Source organism: Variovorax sp. Soil_C_26 (assembly GCF_057657075.1).
The window spans coordinates 1,091,877-1,108,007 of sequence record NZ_JBDGJC010000001.1 but is presented as its reverse complement, the minus strand read 5'-3'; the positions used below and the strand labels follow the sequence as shown (position 1 = coordinate 1,108,007).

Here is a 16,131-nt window from a genome sequence, read left to right as displayed (position 1 = left end):
CATGCGTTTCGATTTTTTCCGGCGCTCCGGCGCCGAGAAGACAGTGGCGGGCGGCGCGCAGCGCCTTGCCCTCCCACGCAGCGCCGACGGCTACGTCGCCTACACCCTGCTGCTCGACGCCCAGATGCGCGTCGGCGGCTACAAGCTCACCTGGCGGCCGGCCGTGCCGGCCGCGCTGGCGCCCGACGCGGTCACGCAGTTCAAGTTGCTGCTGGCCTGCGTCACCGAGCACCTGGGGGAGCCGACCGCGCCCTGGAAGCTCGGCCACAGCGAACTGTTCTTCGAGGTCGATGCCCAGACGCTCGCGCTGGGTGCGCTGCAGTCGCTCGCGCCCGAGTACACGGTGTTCTGCCTCGGCCTGGCCGACCTGTCCAACGAGGAGCTCCGGCCGGTGCTGATGTTCCTGCGCGAGCAGGGCTTCAGCTTCATGCTCTGCGGCGCCGAGGCGCTGCCCGCGGACCCCGAGCTGCGCGGCCTGGTCACTCATTTCGACGTGGGCAACGGCGACCCGGCGCGGATCGCGGCCATCCGCGGCGCCGAGCAGCCGGGCCATGCGCCCATCCAGCCGATCGCCACCTGCATGGCGTCGTGGGCGGCGTTCGAGGCTTGCGCGCCCGACCGCGTCGATGTCTTCCTCGACGCGCGCTGCGGCTTTCCGCCGCCGGTGCCGCGGCGCGGCGGCCAAGGCCATGCGCTGCAGCCCGAATCGATGCTGATCGTGCGGCTGCTGCAGATGATCCAGCGCAACGAGGACCTGCGCGAGGTCGAGGCCGCGCTCAAGCGCGACGCCGCGCTGACCTACCGGCTGCTGCGTCACATGAACTCGCCCGCGGTGGGCGCCGGCGTCGAGATCCATTCGCTGCATCACGCGGTGACGATGCTCGGCTACTCGCCGCTGTTCCGCTGGCTGTCGATGCTGCTGGCCACGAGCAACGCGGCGGGCAGCCCGCCCTTCATGATGAAGAAGGCGATCCTGCGCGGGCGCTTCGTCGAACTGATGGGCGAGGTCATGCTGCCGCCCGGCGAAGCTGACAACCTGTTCGTGGTGGGCATGTTCTCGCTCATCGACCGGCTGCTGGGCGTTCCGATGCAGGAGGTGCTCTCGCAGGTGCAGCTTCCCGGCGCGGTGCAGCAGGCGATCCTGTCGCGCGAGGGCGTGTACGGCCCCTTCCTGGCACTGGCCGAGGCCTGCGAGCTGGGCACCGGCGAAGCGGCCCATCTGGCCGAAGCGCTGCTGCTCGGCGCCGATCAGGTCAACGCGGCCCATCTTCGAGCGCTGGCGTGGTCGCACGACCTGACCCTGACCGAAGCCCACTGACCGAACGAGCCCGCGCATGACATCGACCGCTTCCGAATTCGTCTTCACCGACAGCGACTTCTCCCGCATCCGCACGCTCATCCACCGCCGCGCCGGCATCGCGCTGGGCGAGCACAAGCGCCAGATGGTCTACAGCCGGCTGTCGCGCCGGCTGCGCGACCTCGGGCTGCCGGAGTTCTCGACCTACCTGGCCCAGCTCGAGGACAGCCGCGACGGCGACGAGTGGCAGCTCTTCATCAATTCGTTGACCACCAATCTCACGTCGTTCTTCCGCGAAGCGCATCACTTTCCGGTGCTCGCCGACCTGGCGCGCAAGTGCAGCCAGCCGGTCACCGTGTGGTGCGCGGCGGCCTCGACGGGCGAGGAGCCCTACTCGATCGCGATCACGCTGATGGAGGCGCTCGGCGAGCGTGCCACCACGGCGCGCATCATCGCCACCGACATCGACACGTCGGTGCTGGAGCGCGCTGCGGCCGGCGTCTTCACGATGGAGCAGGCCAGCCGCATGCCGCCCGAACGGCTGCGGCGCTTCTTCAACAAGGGCACGGGTGCCAACGCCGGCAAGGTGCGGGTGCGCCCCGAGGTCGCGGCCATGGTCAAGTTCTCGCGGCTCAACCTGCTCGATGCGTCGTGGCCCTTGAAGGAGCCGGTCGACGCGATCTTCTGCCGCAACGTGATGATCTATTTCGACAAGCCGACGCAGAAGAAGATCCTCGAGCGTTTCGCGCCGCTGCTCAAGCCGCAGGGCCTGCTGTTCGCGGGCCACTCGGAGAACGCATCGCTCGTCAACCAGGCCTTCAAGACCGTCGGGCAGACCGTCTACGCACTCGGAAAGGCGCGGGTGTGACCATGGCAGCCGTTCGGGAGAGGGCGTCGTCGGGCGCAGCCGCGGCCGTGCCAGCGTCGCTGGCCACGCATCACTACTTCGACCGCGACTTCGATTGCCAGGCGGTGAAGCTGCTGCCGGCCGAATATTTCGTGACCGATGCGGGCGTGCTGCTGACGACGGTGCTGGGCTCCTGCGTGGCGGCCTGCATCACCGACGTGGAGGCCGGCGTCGCGGGAATGAACCATTTCATGCTACCCGACGATGCCGAGGCCGATCCGCGCAGCCAGGTCGAGTCGATGCGCTACGGCGGCTACGCGATGGAGGTGCTGGTTGCCGAGATGCTGCGCGCGGGCGCGCGGCGCGACCGGCTCAAGGCCAAGGTCTTCGGCGGTGCTGCGGTGCTGGCGAACATGACCATGCTCAACATCGGCGGGCGCAATGCCGACTTCGTGCTGCGCTACCTCGAGAAACAGCGCATCGTGGTGGCCGCGCAAGATCTGCGCGGGCTGCATGCGCGCCGCGTGTGCCTGCAGCCGGCCAGCGGCAAGGCCGTGGTGCGCAAGCTGCGCGCCAAGGACGACATTCAGGCGGTCCAGCGCGACGAGGGCGAACTCCTGCGCAGATGGTCCGCCACATACGGCAAGGGAAAGTGGATCGCATGAAGAAGATCAAGGTGGTTTGCGTCGACGACTCGGCGCTGATCCGCAGCGTGATGACCGAGATCATCAACGCCCAGAGCGACATGACGGTGGTGGGCACCGCGGCCGATCCGCTGCAGGCACGTGACCTCATCAAGGCCACGAACCCCGACGTGCTCACGCTCGACGTCGAGATGCCGCGCATGGACGGGCTCGAGTTCCTCGAGAAGCTCATGCGCCTGCGGCCCATGCCGGTGGTGATGGTGTCGTCGCTGACCGAGCGTGGCTCGGAGATCGCGCTGCGCGCGCTGGAGCTCGGCGCGATCGACTTCGTGACCAAGCCGAAGCTCGGCGTGCGCGACGGGCTGCTGAACTACACCGAGCTGATCAGCGGCAAGATCCGCACTGCGGCGGCGGCACGGCTGCTGCCCGGGCGCCACGGCGCCTCGGCCAAGACCGCGCAGGACGCGGTGCAGGAGCCGATGCTGCGCAGCCCGCTGCTGAGCACCGAGAAGCTGATCATCATCGGCGCCTCCACCGGCGGCACCGAGGCCATCCGCGAGGTGCTGCTGCCGCTGCCGCCCGACGCACCGGCGGTGCTGATCGCGCAGCACATGCCGCCGGGCTTCACGCGCTCGTTCGCGCAGCGGCTCAACGGCCTGTGCCGCATCACGGTCAAGGAAGCCGAGCACGGCGAACGCGTGCTGCCGGGCTATGCCTACATCGCGCCGGGCGGCTTCCACCTGTCGCTCGCCCGCAGCGGCGCCAACTACGTGGCCCAGCTCGACCAGTCGCCGCCCGTGAACCGCCATCGGCCCTCGATCGACGTGCTGTTCGATTCGGCGGCGCGGCATGCGGGGAAGAACGCAATCGGAATGATCCTGACCGGCATGGGCAAGGACGGCGCCGAAGGCCTGCTGCGCATGAAGCAGGCGGGGGCACACACCTTCGGGCAGGACGAGGCGAGCTGTGTCGTCTTCGGCATGCCGCGCGAGGCGATCGCGCTGGGCGCCGTGGACGAGGTGGTGTCGCTGGACGAAATGGGGCGGCGCGTGCTGGCCCACCTGCGCACCTTCGGCGAACGCGCGAACCGGGTTTGAGTGAGAGAACAAGCAAGCGAACGATTTGATTTACTGGAGCTGAAGCATCGTGATAGACAAGAGCATCAAGATCCTGGTCGTGGACGACTTCCCGACCATGCGGCGCATCGTGCGCAACCTGCTGAAGGAACTCGAGTTCCTCAACGTCGACGAAGCCGAGGACGGCGCGGCCGGCATCGAGAAGCTTCGCGGCGGCAACTTCGGCTTCGTGGTGTCGGACTGGAACATGCCGAACATGGACGGCCTGACCATGCTGCAGACGATTCGCGCCGATCCCGAGCTCGGCAAGCTGCCGGTGCTGATGGTGACGGCCGAGGCCAAGAAGGAGAACATCATCGCGGCGGCGCAGGCCGGCGCCAACGGCTACGTGGTTAAGCCCTTCACGGCCGCCACGCTCGAGGAAAAGATCAACAAGATCTTCGAGAAGCTGCAGAAAGAGGCGGTGTGAGATGAGCCAGCATGCGCTCGAACATGTGGAGCACGCCAACACGGCCGAGGAGCTGCTCGGGCGCATCGGGCAGCTGACGCGCCAGCTGCGCGACGGCCTGCGCGAACTCGGCCTCGACAAGCAGGTCGCCAAGGCCGCGCAGGCCATCCCCGACGCGCGCGACCGCCTGGGCTACATCGCCAGCATGACCGAGCGGGCCGCGCACCGCGCGCTCAACGCCATCGACCTTGCGCAGCCGCTGCAGGAAGACCTCGCCAGCAACGCCAAGGGCCTGACCCAGCGCTGGGACGAATGGTTCGCCAACCCGGTCGAGCTCGACCAGGCGCGCCAGCTCGTGATGGACACGCGCGGCTACCTGAGCGATGTGCCGCAGAAGGCCGGCGCGATCAACGCGCAGCTGATCGAGATCCTCATGGCGCAGGATTTCCAGGACCTCACGGGCCAGGTCATCAAGAAGATGATGGAAGTGGTCAACGACGTCGAGACGCAGCTGCTGCAGGTGCTGATCGACAACTCCCCCGCCGACAAGCGCCACGAGCCCGAAAGCAGCAGCCTGCAGAACGGACCGCAGATCCACGCCGACAACCCCGAGGCCGTGACGGGGCAGGCGCAGGTGGACGACCTGCTCGAGAGCCTCGGGTTCTGAGCCCGGCCGTGCTCAGACCGTGAGCACGACCTTGCCGGTGTGCGCTGCGCGCTCAAGGTACGCATGCGCCTGGGCCACGTCGGACAGCGCGAAGCTGCGGTCGATGTGCACGCCGAAGCGACCCTCCGCAAGGCCCGCGTCGATGAACTGCAGCGCGCGCCGCAGCGCTGCTTCGTCGCGCGGCAGCCCGAGGCTCGCAGAGCCGGTGAACTCGAGCACCTTGTAGACATGGAAGCGCCAGCTGCGGCGGAATTGCGCCGTCACCGGGTAGCTGAGTTCGGCGCCGCCCGACAGGCCGTAGAGCAGGTACCAGCCGCGCGGTGCCACCGCCTCGCCGAGTTGGGTGAACATCGGGCCGCCCACGCCGTCGTAGACCAGGTCCACGCCGCGGCCGCCGGTCGCGCCTAGCACGCGGCGCACCACGTCTTCCTCCTGCGTCACCACCACCTGCGCCGCGCCGGCATCGAGCAGCGCCTGCCGCTTGGCTGCGGTACGTGTGGTGGCGATGGCCACGAGGCCCGCGGCGCGCGCCATCTGCAGCGCGGCCAAGCCGGTGCCCGACGAGGCGCCGGTCACGAGCACGGTGTCGCCGCGGCCGAGGCGCGCGATCTCGAACAGTGCGAAGTAGCCTGTGAGGTAAGCCATGTAGGCGCTCGCGGCCTCTTCGGCCGACAGGTTCGGCGGATGGCGCACCACGTGCGTGGACGGAAAGATGATGCGCTCGCCATACGTCGGGTAGCGGCCCTGGTGCGCCCCCGGCAGCAGCGCCACGCGGTCGCCGGCGACGAGGCCCTGCACGCCCGGCCCCACGGCCTCGACGATGCCCGCCGCCTCGTTGCCGAGGCCGCTCGGCAACTGCGCGTCTTCGATGTAGAGCCCGCGCCGCCACAGCACGTCGGCCCAGTTCAGGCCGACGGCATGCACCGCGATGCGGACCTCGCCGGCGCCGGGCGCCGGCACCGGCATGTCTTCGAGGGCGAGCACCCCGGGGCCGCCGAAGTCGTGGAAGCGAACCATTCTTGCCATGTCGATCTCCTTTGCGGTGAATGTAGGCATGGCGTCATCGGATGGGAAATCGACAGATCACATAATCGCCATGCGCCTTATCGATCGTGGATGTACCCCTGGTGAACCTCGCTGAACTGAACCGCATCGACCTCAACCTGCTGACCGTGCTCGCGGCGCTGATGCGCGAGCGCCATGTCAGCCGCGCGGCCGATCGGCTGCACATCGGCCAGCCCGCGGTGAGCCATGCGCTCGCCAGGCTGCGCGCGCTCACGGGCGATGCCCTGTTCGTGCGGCAGGGGCGCGAGATGGTGCCGACGCCGCGCGCCGAGGCGTTGATGCAGGGCCTCGGTCCGGCGCTCGAACAGATCGAGGCGGCGCTGCGATCCGGACCGGCATTCGACCCGGCGCTGGCACAACCGGTGTTTCGCGTCGGCCTGACCGACGACCTCCAGATCGCAGTGCTGCCGCAGCTGCTGCACCTGATGCGCGCCGAGCTGCCGCGCGCGCGGCTCGTCGCATCGACCGTGAGCCACCGCGATGCGATGCGCCAGCTGCAGGACGGGCGCGTGAGCACCGTGCTGGCCTACCTGCGCGACCTGCCGGCCGGCGCCCGCGTGCGGCGCGCCGCCACGGCGCGCTATGCGGTGCTGCGCGCCGATGCCGACCCGGCCCCGCTGACGCTCGACGCGTTCTGTGCGCGCCCGCATGTACTGGTGACCTTCGCCGAAGACCTGCGCGGCTTCGTCGACGATGCACTGGAAGCGCTCGGCCGACAGCGGCGGGTGGCGGTGTCGCTGCCGCAGTTCGGCAGCCTGCCGGCGCTGCTGGCCGGGACCGACCTGCTGGCCACGGTGCCGACCTACGTCGCCCACGCGCTGTGCGCAGCAGGCAGCCTGCGCTGCGAGCCCCTGCCGTTCGAGAGCCCGCGCTACGAGATCACGATGTGCTGGCGCGCGCCGGCGGACAAGGACCCGGCCGAAGCATGGCTGCGTGGCGCGCTGCTGCGCGCGCTCGCGGACTGAGACGCTGAGACAATGGCGGGCGCGCAAGGGGCCCCGAGGGCCCCTTTGTGCATTCCTGGATTTCAATACGGAGGACTTTTGCATGGCTGTCGAAGGAAGCGCGGGCGACCTGGTCAACGTCGTGATCTTGCTCGGCGCCGCCGTGGTGGCGGTGCCTCTGTTCAAGAAGATCGGTCTCGGGTCGGTGCTGGGTTACCTGGCAGCGGGCCTGGCCATCGGGCCCTTCGGGTTCAAGCTGTTCAACGATCCGCAGGCGATCCTGCACGTGGCCGAACTGGGCGTGGTGATGTTCCTGTTCGTGATCGGGCTGGAAATGCAGCCTTCCCACCTGTGGAGCCTGCGCAAGCAGATCTTCGGCCTGGGCAGCCTGCAGTGCCTGGTCTGCGGCTGCCTGTTGACGCTGGTGGGCATGGCATTCGGCTTTCCGCTGGCGGTGTCCTTCATCAGCGCGATGGGCTTCGTGCTCACGTCGACGGCTATCGTCATGCAGTTGCTGGGCGAGCGCGGCGACATCGCCGCGCCGCGTGGGCAGCGCATGGTGTCCATCCTGCTGTTCGAAGACCTGCTGATCGTGCCGCTGCTGGCCCTGGTGGCCTTCATTGCGCCACCGGCGCTCGATGCCGCCGCCGTTGTGCCCTCGCGCTGGGGCGTGATCGGACTGGCGCTGGGTGCGCTGGCAGCGCTGGTGGCCGCAGGCATCTGGCTGCTGAACCCGTTCTTCCGCGTCCTGGCCAACGCGAAAGCGCGCGAGGTCATGACCGCTGCCGCGCTGCTCGTGGTGCTCGGTGCGGCGCTGGTGATGCAGCTGGGGGGCCTGTCGATGGCCATGGGCGCGTTCCTGGCCGGCGTGCTGCTGTCGGAGTCGACCTTCAGGCACCAGCTGGAGGCCGACATCGAGCCCTTCCGCGGGCTGCTGCTGGGGCTCTTCTTCCTTGGCGTGGGCATGTCGCTGGACCTGGCGGTCGTGGGCCGCAACTGGCAACTGATCGTGGCCGGCGTGGTGGCGCTGATGGCGACCAAGGCCGCCTGCATCTACGCCGTGGCGCGCCTTGCCAAGAGTTCGCATGCCGACGCGCTGGACCGCGCGGTGCTCATGGCGCAAGGCGGGGAATTCGCCTTCGTGCTGTTCGCGGCCGCCCTGGGTGCGCGCGTGATCGACGCCACGGTCAATGCCAACATGACGGCCATCGTCGTGCTCTCGATGGCGTTGACCCCGCTTGTCGTGCTGCTGCACCAGCGCTTCGGGCCGCGCGCCGCGGTGTCGATGGAGGGCGTGGAAGCGGTCAACGGCCAGCAGGGGAAGGTGCTGGTGATCGGCTTCGGCCGCGTCGGCCAGATCGCCAGCCAGGGCGTGCTGGCGCGCGGCGCCTCGCTCACGGTGATCGACAACGACACGCAGGTCATCCGCGACGCGCAGTCGTACCTGGGCTTCAAGGTCTACTACGGCGACGGCGGCCGGCCCGATGTGCTGCACGCCGCCGGTGCGCACACCGCCACCGCCATCCTGGTCTGCGTGAACGACAAGGCCGCGGCGACGCGCATCGCCGAGACCGTCAGGGCCCAGTGTCCGCACTCGCGCGTGCTGGTGCGGGCCTACGACCGCGAGCACGCGGTGGAGCTGGTCAAGACCGATCCGACGGCCACCGTGGTGCGTGAGACCTTCGAATCGGCGATGAAGATGAGCTACGAAGCGATGCTGGCCACGGGCGCGACGGTGGATGAAGCCACCGCGGTGATCTCGGACCTGCGCCGGCTGGATGGCGATCGCTTCGACCTCGAGGTTGCAGGCGACGCATTCGCCGGCCGCGCATTGCTGCAGGCCGGGTTGCGAAACGGCGGCAAGCGCGATGCCGGCAGCGCGGAAGCGCCTGCGGTCTGAGCGCGCCGATGCACCGCCCCTAGAGCACGTCCTTCAGGTGCGCCCGCAGCCGGCTGATGGCCTGGCTGTGCAGCTGGCACACGCGCGACTGGCTCACCTCGAGGATGGCGCCGATCTCGCGCAGGTTGAGCTCTTCCTCGTAGTAGAGGTTCAACAGCAGCTGGTCGCGTTCGGGCAATGCGGCGATCGCGTCGACGAGCTTGTGCCGGAAGCCCGAGGCCATGAGCTGCGCGAGCGGGTCGTCGTTGCCGGCGCCGTCGTTGCGCGCCTGGCGGTCGAGCCAGGCGGTGTCTGACTCGCCGTCGTGCGCAAAGTCTTCCACGTAGAGCAGCTGGCAGCCCTGGATCTCCTGCAGCAGCGACTGGTACTCGTCGAGTTCCATGTCGAGCGCCTTGGCGATCTCGCCCTCGGCGGCCGGGCGCCCGAGCTGGTGCTCGAGCGCCTGGATCGCCTGCTCGACCTTGCGCGACGACTGCCGCAGGCCGCGCGAACCCCAGTCGCTGGCACGCAGTTCGTCGAGCATGGCGCCGCGGATGCGCTGGCTCGCGAAGGTCTCGAACTGTGCGCCGCGGTTGTCCTGGTAGCGGGTGGACGCATCGAGCAGGCCGATCATGCCGGCCTGGATCAGATCGTCGAGCTCCACGCTGGCGGGCAGCTTGGCCAGCATCTGGAGCGCCATGCGGCGCACCATCGGCTGGTGCTGCTTCAGCAGATGCGATTTCTCAAACGTTCCCTGTGCGGTATACACGGTCGTCCTCTTCCTCGTTGGCGGGTTCCTGCATCAGGGCGTCGGCGCGCCAGAGCGCCGTTCCGGCGTCCTGCGGCCGCACGGCCGGGCGCCACGGCCACTGCGTGACGGCGGCGGCGATGACGCGGAAATCCACGGCGGCCGGACTGGTCGGGAAAGCCTCCACGACGGTCTGTCCGAGCCGCCGGGCGGCGGGCATGTGGGGGTCGGCGCGCACCCAGCCGGCGGGCTGCATCGAGACCGCAAGGTAGCGGCTGCCGGTGTCGACCAGGTTGGCCATGCTCTGGCGTGCGGCCTCGGGCTCGGCGACCTGGTTGATCAGCAGCCGGAGCTGGCGCACGGCGTGCGCGTAGTGCAGCCGCTTGATGCCCGAATAGGTGGCGGTGATCGACGCCGGGTGCGGCTGCAGCACCACCACCAGTTCGTCGGCCATGCGTGCGAGCGGCGACAGGTTGCCGACGCTGTCGAGCGCCGCATCGACCAGGATCACGTCGCCGCGCCAAAGCAGGCGCGGATCGGTGTGGTCGGGCTGCGCGCCGGGCAGCGCCGGCAGCACCCCGACGCCGCACGGCGTGCGCGCTGCGGCGCCTTCGCAGGTCAGCCGATGGGCGGCCACGTCGGCCAGCGTGCCGAGCGGGTCGACGACCCATTCGGCAGCGACCGAGTTCTCCCCGGCGCCGTGCTCGTCGAGCAGCAGAACGTCCTTGCCCATGTGGGCGAGCGCCGCACCGAGGTTCATGGCCGCGGTGGTGGTGCCTGGCCGGTGCCCCATGCTCGCCAGGGCGATGAGGCGCGCGGACGACTGCGCCAGCAGCCGTCGCAGCCCATCGGCTTGATCGAGGACCAGCTTGCTCACGTGTCCAGCGCCTCCAGCAGCAGGAACAGCTTGCTCACGCCGGCGTAGAGCACGTTGCCAGAGACCGGGCGCCCCACGCGTGCGGCGCGGCCGGTGAGCTGCACCAGCAGCGCACGCGTGCGTGCGGCCCAGTCGCCCTCGGCCTGCAGCAGGCGCCAGACGGTGGTCGTGACCTGGCCCGCGATGAGCAGGCGCTTCATCATGTGGGGGTCGCCGGCCTCGCCGAGTCCGCCGAGCGCCGAAAGGCCCTGGCGCAGCAGGCGGAAGCAGGGCTCGGCCTCGGCGGCCCAGGCCTGCCACTGCGCGAGCTGGGCGAGCGGCACCTCTGCACCGATGTTGCAGAGCGCATGGCCCTGCGCCAGCACCTTGCGGCTGCGCGCATCGATCACGCGGGTGGCGATGCAGCGCAGGCCGGGCAGGCCGCCGTCGGTGCGCAGCGTCACGCTGGCCTGCGCTTCCATCCGGAGCGCGGGCCGCCCCTTGAAAACTACGGCGCGGGCTTCGCCATACGCGAAGTCGAGGCCGTTGAGCGTGGCGTATTCGCCGGTGTTCGGATCGGTCACCGCGGTGGAGGCGGGCACGCGCGCGAGCCACTGCTGGCGCTGGACCTGCCACTGCAGCATCAATTCGGCCGAGGGCAGCCGCGGCAGCATGTGCACCACGGTCTTGTCGCCGAAGTCCTGCTGGCGCAGCCACTGCACCTGCCGCACGCCGGGCTTGCGCCCCGGGTCGGCGGCATGGCGGGTGGCGGCGGTGGAGAGCCACTGGTTGGGCGCTGCGAGCGGCATGCCGCTGCGGTCGGACAGCAGCAGGCTCCCCTGGCAGTGGTAGGCGTCGCTGCTCTCGTCGGACTTGAGGCCGACCTGGCCGCTGAGCGCGAGCAGATGGGTGTCGCAGCCGTTGGCGATCTCGCTCGCGGCATGCGCCATGAGGGACTGCAGCACCGCCTTGTGGCCGATGTCGTCGTCGGCGGCCTGGCGCCAGAGTGCACGCGCCTGCGCGAAGCCCAGCGGTGCTGCGCCGAGCGCCTTGGCGGCGGTCGCCACTTCCTGCGCGTCGTGCGCCATGGCGCTGATCAGCCGGCTGTAGCGCAGGCGCTGCTTTTCGGCGTCGGCCTGCGCCGACGAAGCGGCGGCGCCCGCGGCGGCGGCTGCGTCGTTCAGGTCGCCTTCGCCCGGCACGAACAGCGCGCTCGCGCTGTTGGCCTGGAAGGCGCTGTCCACGAGCTGGGCGCGGTCGGCGCGCATCAGGTTCTCGGGCACCTTCTGGCCGCACGAGACGTAGTGCACCGGCAGGCGGTGGCGGATCACGGTGTCGATCAGCGCGCCCGGATGGGTGGCCTCGTCGACCTTGGTGAAGATGCAGCCGGCGAGTTCGCTGTCGCTGCCGTGGCGGTAGGCGTGCACCACCTCGTTGAGCGTGTCGCCGTGGCTGGTGGCGTTGAGCAGCAGCAGCCGCTTTACGGGGCGGTGGCTGTTGCAGAGCATCGCGATCTGGTCCGAGACGGCGCGGTCGCGCTGGCTCATGCCGACGGTGTCGATCAGCACCATGTGCTTGTCGCGCAGGTCATGCAGCACAAGGTGCAGGTCGGCCGCGTCCTTCACCGCATAGACCGGCACGTTGAGGATCTGGCCGTAGATGCGCAATTGCTCGTAGGCGCCGATCCGGTAGCTGTCGGTGGTGACCAGCGCGAGCTTGTCGGCGCCGAAGCGCATCACGCAGCGGGCCGCGAGCTTGGCGGTGGTGGTGGTCTTGCCGACGCCGGTGGGGCCCATCAGCGCATAGACGCCGCCCTGCGCGAGCAGCGCGTCCTCGTCGCCCAGCACGGGCAACGTGCGGATCAGTTCGGAGCGCACGAAGGCCATGCCCTCGGCGTGGCTCTGGCCGGTGGGCAGGTGTTCGAGCATCGCCTTCGACAGGCGCGCACTGAAGCCGGCGCCGAGCAGCGCGCGCAGCAGGCGCCCGCGCATCGGGTCGCGGCGCTGCTTCTCGCTCCAGGCGACGCCGGCGAGCTGCTCCTCGATCATGCAGCGCATCGAGTGGAGTTCGCCGAGCACGCTGTCGGCCGCGATGACGGCGGGTGCCGGTGCCGGTGCCGGTGCCGGTGCCGCCTGGGCGGCGACGGGCGGTGGCGGGGTGAGCGCGAAGACGGGGCTGGCGGGGGCAACGGGCGCCAGGGTCACGGCGGGCGCGGGAGCCTGCGAGACAGGCGCCTGTGCATGCACCGCTTCCACGTCCTGCTGCACCATGGCGACGATCTCGACGCCTTCGGCAACCACGCGGTTGGTCAGCACGATGGCTTCGTCGCCGAGTGCTTCGCGCGCCATGCGCAGGGCCTCCCGGCTGGTGGGCGCGACGAACTTGCGCGCGCTGGTCCGGACGTCTGTGTGCGTGTTCAAACTCTTCCTCCGATGGTGGCGGTGATCTTGATGTTTCGGGTGTCAGGAATCTCCGCATGGGAGAGAACCTTGAGCTGGCGGAAGCTGCGCCGCAGGAAGCGGGCGAGCAGCACGCGCAGCGAATGCTGGACGACGAGCACCGGCGCCAGGCCCAGCTGCTCCTGCCGCGCGATGGCGGCGCGGGTCTGCTGCATGAGGCTGTTGGCGAGGCCGGGCTCAATGCCGTTGTTGTTGGCAAGCGCCTGGTGCAGCACGCCGTCGAGCGCGCCGTCCAGGCCGATCACCTGCAGTTCCGAGTCGCCCGGGAACAGCTGCTGCACGATCGCGCGGCCGAGGGCCAGGCGCGCCAGCGAGGTCAGCTCGGCGGCGTCCTTGACGCTCGGCGCATGCTCGGCCATCACGTCGAGGATGGTGCGCATGTCGCGGATCGGCACCTCTTCGTCGAGCAGGTTCTGCAGCACCTTGTGCAGCGTGCTCAGCGACATGACCTTGGGCACGAGGTCCTCGGTCAGCTTGGGCTCGGTCTTGCCGATCTGGTCGAGCAGCTGCTGTACTTCCTGGCGGCCGAGCAGCTCGGCCGCGTGCATCTGGATCAGGTGGTTCAGGTGCGTGGCCATCACCGTGCAGGCGTCGACCACCGTGTAGCCCATGACCTGCGCCTCCTGGCGCAGCGCCGCGTCGATCCACACCGCGGGCAGGTGGAAGGCCGGGTCCTGCGTCGGCGTGCCGGGCAGGGTGCCGGTCACCTGGCCGGGGTTGATCGCCATCCACTGGTTGGGGAAGGCCTCGCCGCGGCCGATCTCCACGCCCTTGAGGCTGATCACGTAGGTGTTGGGCGGGATCTCGAGGTTGTCGCGAATGTGGACCACCGGCGCGAGGAAGCCGAGCTCCTGCGCGATCTTCTTGCGGATGCTCTTGATGCGGCCCAGCAGCTCGCCGTTCTGCGTCTGGTCGACCAGCGGAATCAACCGGTAGCCCACTTCCATGCCGAGCGGGTCGACCAGCGCCACGTCGTCCCAGGTGGCCTCGGGCGATTCGGCTGCCGGCATGGCCTGCACCGCAGCCGCAGCCGCGGCCGCGGCCTTCTCGGCGGCTGCGCGCGGCGCGCGCTGCTGGACGCGCCGGCCCAGCCAGGCCAGGCCGCCCGCGATCAGCAGGAACGCGAGGTTCGGCATGCCCGGGATCAGGCCCATCAGGCCGACCAGGCCGGCCGTGAGAAAGAGCACCTGCGGGTTGGAGAACAGCTGGCCCGTGAGCTGGCCGCCGACGTCCTCGTCGGTGGTCACGCGCGAGACGATCACGCCGGCCGCGGTCGAGATCACGAGCGCCGGGATCTGCGCCACCAGGCCGTCGCCGATGGCCAGCAGCGTGTAGGTCGTGCCGGCGGTGGCGAAGTCGAGGTTGTGCTGGAACATGCCCACCACCAGGCCGCCGATGATGCTGATCACCAGGATCAGCAGGCCCGCGACCGCGTCGCCGCGCACGAACTTGCTCGCGCCGTCCATCGAGCCGTAGAAGTCGGCTTCCTGCGCCACCTCGGCGCGGCGCTTGCGAGCCACGTCCTCGCCGATAAGGCCGGCGTTGAGGTCGGCGTCGATCGCCATCTGCTTGCCGGGCATCGCGTCGAGCATGAAGCGCGCGCCGACCTCGGCGATGCGGCCCGCGCCCTTGGTGATCACCATGAAGTTGATGATCACCAGGATGATGAACACCATCACGCCGACTGCGAAGTTGCCGCCCACCAGGAAATGGCCGAAGGCCTCGATCACCTTGCCCGCTGCGTCGGGGCCGGTGTGGCCATGCATCAGCACCACGCGGGTCGAGGCCACGTTGAGCGACAGGCGCAGCAGCGTGGAGAACAGCAGCACCGCCGGAAAAGCGGCGAAGTCGAGCGCCTTCATGGTGTACATGCTCACCAGCAGCACCATCACCGACATCGCGATGTTGAAGGTGAACAGCAGGTCCAGCAGGAACGGCGGCAGCGGCAGCACCATCATGCTCATGATGAGCACGATCAGGATCGGGCCGGCAAGGCCTTTCCACTGGGCGCCTGAGAAGAGTTGCGCCGGCAGGCGCGTGAGGTTCGCCATCGCGTTCATGCAGTGTCCGGTGTGTATTCGAGCGATTTCGGAATCGGCAGGTCGGCCGGGGTGCGCGGCGCGTCGCCGCCTTCGGCCTGCCAGCGCTTGAGCTGGTAGACCCAGGCCAGCACCTCGGCCACCGCGGTGTAGAGGCCGGCGGGAATCTCGTCGCCGAGCTTGGTGTGCTTGAACAGTGCGCGCGTGAGCGGCGGCGCTTCCAGGATCGCGACCTTGTTCTCGCGCGCGATCTCGCGGATGCGCGCGGCCACGAGGTCGGAGCCCTTGGCCACCACGCGCGGCGCGCGCATGTCGTTGTCGACGTACTTCAGCGCCACCGCGAAGTGGGTCGGGTTGGTCACCACGATGTCGGCCGTGGGCACCTCGGCCATCATCCGGCGGCGCGCCATCTGCTGCTGCTGGCGGCGGATCTGCGCCTTGATGTGCGGGTCGCCTTCGCTTTCCTTGTGCTCCTTGCGCAGGTCCTCGCGCGACATGCGCAGCTTGCGGTGGTGGCTCCAGAGCTGGAACGGCACGTCGACCAGCGCCACCAGCAGCAGCGTGGCCGCGATCAGCAGGCAGTTATGCGCCACCAGGCTCATCATCTTCGGCAGCGCGGTGCGTTCCGACTGCGACATCAGCGACGAGACCTCGTCCATGTTGCCCATGATCACGAGCCAGGCCACGCCGCCGATCAGCAGCGACTTCGCCAGTGCCTTGACCAGCTCGGACAGCGACTGGAAAGAGAACATGCGCCCGATGCCCGCGATGGGGTCGAGCTTGCTGAACTTGGGTGCTGCCGCCTTGGCCGAGAGCAGCCAGCCGCCGAGCATCAGCGGGCCGGCCACCGCGGCGATCAGCATCAGGCCGAACAGCGGCGCCAGCGCGACCAGCGCCTCGACGACCATGAGCCCGGCGCGTGCAAGCATGTGGGCCGGGTCGAACGCCGTAGCGCGGTCGAAGTGCAGGCCCTGGACCAGGGCGCCTTGCATGGTGTCGCCGAGCGAGCCCGAGGTCAGCCAGAGGCCGGCACCGGCGGCGCCCAGCAGCACGAAGGTGGAAAGCTCGCGCGAACGGGCAACGTTGCCTTCCTCGCGCGCCTTTTCCAGGCGCTGCGATGAGGCAGGTTCGGTTTTTTCGAGATCGCTTTCTTCAGCCATGG

General features: G+C 69.4%; 14 protein-coding genes. 8 read left to right on the top strand and 6 right to left on the bottom strand.

Annotated elements, in window-relative coordinates; translation table 11 throughout:
* The first annotated feature begins 1 nt into the window (after position 1).
* From AC3A6G_RS05330 to cheZ, 6 genes are read left to right on the top strand one after another with little or no spacing between them, the layout of a single operon-like run.
* Complete coding sequence (locus AC3A6G_RS05330; RefSeq protein WP_487873231.1) at positions 2-1,318, top strand: EAL and HDOD domain-containing protein; 1,317 nt, start codon at positions 2-4, stop codon at positions 1,316-1,318.
* A gap of 16 nt (positions 1,319-1,334) precedes the next feature.
* Complete coding sequence (locus tag AC3A6G_RS05325) at positions 1,335-2,165, top strand: CheR family methyltransferase (protein WP_487873230.1); 831 nt, start codon at positions 1,335-1,337, stop codon at positions 2,163-2,165.
* 2 nt (positions 2,166-2,167) lie between these two features.
* Positions 2,168-2,809: a chemoreceptor glutamine deamidase CheD gene (gene cheD, locus AC3A6G_RS05320; RefSeq protein WP_487858582.1), complete on the top strand. Its 642-nt coding sequence runs from the start codon at positions 2,168-2,170 to the stop codon at positions 2,807-2,809.
* Positions 2,806-3,885 (top strand): protein-glutamate methylesterase/protein-glutamine glutaminase, encoded by a 1,080-nt coding sequence (locus AC3A6G_RS05315; protein ID WP_487858581.1) that lies wholly within the window; start codon positions 2,806-2,808, stop codon positions 3,883-3,885. Before cheD ends, AC3A6G_RS05315 begins: the two co-directional genes overlap by 4 nt.
* Positions 3,886-3,937: 52 nt before the next feature.
* Entirely contained in the window at positions 3,938-4,333 is a 396-nt protein-coding gene (gene cheY / locus AC3A6G_RS05310) for a chemotaxis response regulator CheY (protein ID WP_487858635.1), read from the top strand.
* 1 nt (position 4,334) lies between these two features.
* Positions 4,335-4,979: a protein phosphatase CheZ gene (gene cheZ, locus AC3A6G_RS05305; RefSeq protein ID WP_487873229.1), complete on the top strand. Its 645-nt coding sequence runs from the start codon at positions 4,335-4,337 to the stop codon at positions 4,977-4,979.
* Positions 4,980-4,991: 12 nt separating this feature from the next.
* On the opposite strand, the gene AC3A6G_RS05300 is transcribed toward cheZ, so the two are convergent.
* Complete coding sequence (locus AC3A6G_RS05300; RefSeq protein ID WP_487873228.1) at positions 4,992-6,005, bottom strand: zinc-dependent alcohol dehydrogenase family protein; 1,014 nt, start codon at positions 6,003-6,005, stop codon at positions 4,992-4,994.
* A 101-nt stretch (positions 6,006-6,106) separates the two neighbouring features.
* Here AC3A6G_RS05300 and AC3A6G_RS05295 point away from each other — a divergent pair, with 101 nt between their 5' ends.
* Together AC3A6G_RS05295 and AC3A6G_RS05290 are read left to right on the top strand one after the other, a co-directional pair.
* A complete protein-coding gene (locus AC3A6G_RS05295; RefSeq protein ID WP_487873227.1) occupies positions 6,107-7,009 on the top strand; it encodes a LysR family transcriptional regulator in 903 nt (300 codons plus the stop codon).
* An 82-nt stretch (positions 7,010-7,091) separates the two neighbouring features.
* Complete coding sequence (locus AC3A6G_RS05290; protein WP_487873226.1) at positions 7,092-8,888, top strand: monovalent cation:proton antiporter-2 (CPA2) family protein; 1,797 nt, start codon at positions 7,092-7,094, stop codon at positions 8,886-8,888.
* Between the two features lie 19 nt (positions 8,889-8,907).
* Here the strand turns inward: AC3A6G_RS05290 and AC3A6G_RS05285 are convergent, their stop codons facing one another.
* The 5 genes from AC3A6G_RS05285 to flhB are packed head-to-tail and all read right to left on the bottom strand — an operon-like array spanning position 8,908 to position 16,129.
* Positions 8,908-9,636 carry an RNA polymerase sigma factor FliA gene (locus tag AC3A6G_RS05285; protein WP_487858576.1) on the bottom strand — a complete coding sequence of 243 codons (729 nt, stop codon included), beginning with the start codon at positions 9,634-9,636 and terminating at the stop codon, positions 8,908-8,910.
* Positions 9,611-10,492 (bottom strand): MinD/ParA family ATP-binding protein, encoded by an 882-nt coding sequence (locus AC3A6G_RS05280; protein ID WP_487873225.1) that lies wholly within the window; start codon positions 10,490-10,492, stop codon positions 9,611-9,613. The genes AC3A6G_RS05285 and AC3A6G_RS05280 overlap by 26 nt, the downstream gene beginning before the upstream one ends.
* Entirely contained in the window at positions 10,489-12,891 is a 2,403-nt protein-coding gene (gene flhF / locus AC3A6G_RS05275) for a flagellar biosynthesis GTPase FlhF (RefSeq protein WP_487873224.1), read from the bottom strand. Before flhF ends, AC3A6G_RS05280 begins: the two co-directional genes overlap by 4 nt.
* Positions 12,888-14,990, bottom strand: coding sequence for a flagellar biosynthesis protein FlhA (flhA, locus tag AC3A6G_RS05270; RefSeq protein WP_487873223.1), 2,103 nt, complete (start codon positions 14,988-14,990; stop codon positions 12,888-12,890). Before flhA ends, flhF begins: the two co-directional genes overlap by 4 nt.
* Positions 14,987-16,129: a flagellar biosynthesis protein FlhB gene (flhB, locus tag AC3A6G_RS05265; protein WP_487858572.1), complete on the bottom strand. Its 1,143-nt coding sequence runs from the start codon at positions 16,127-16,129 to the stop codon at positions 14,987-14,989. Before flhB ends, flhA begins: the two co-directional genes overlap by 4 nt.
* Positions 16,130-16,131 lie beyond the last annotated feature (2 nt).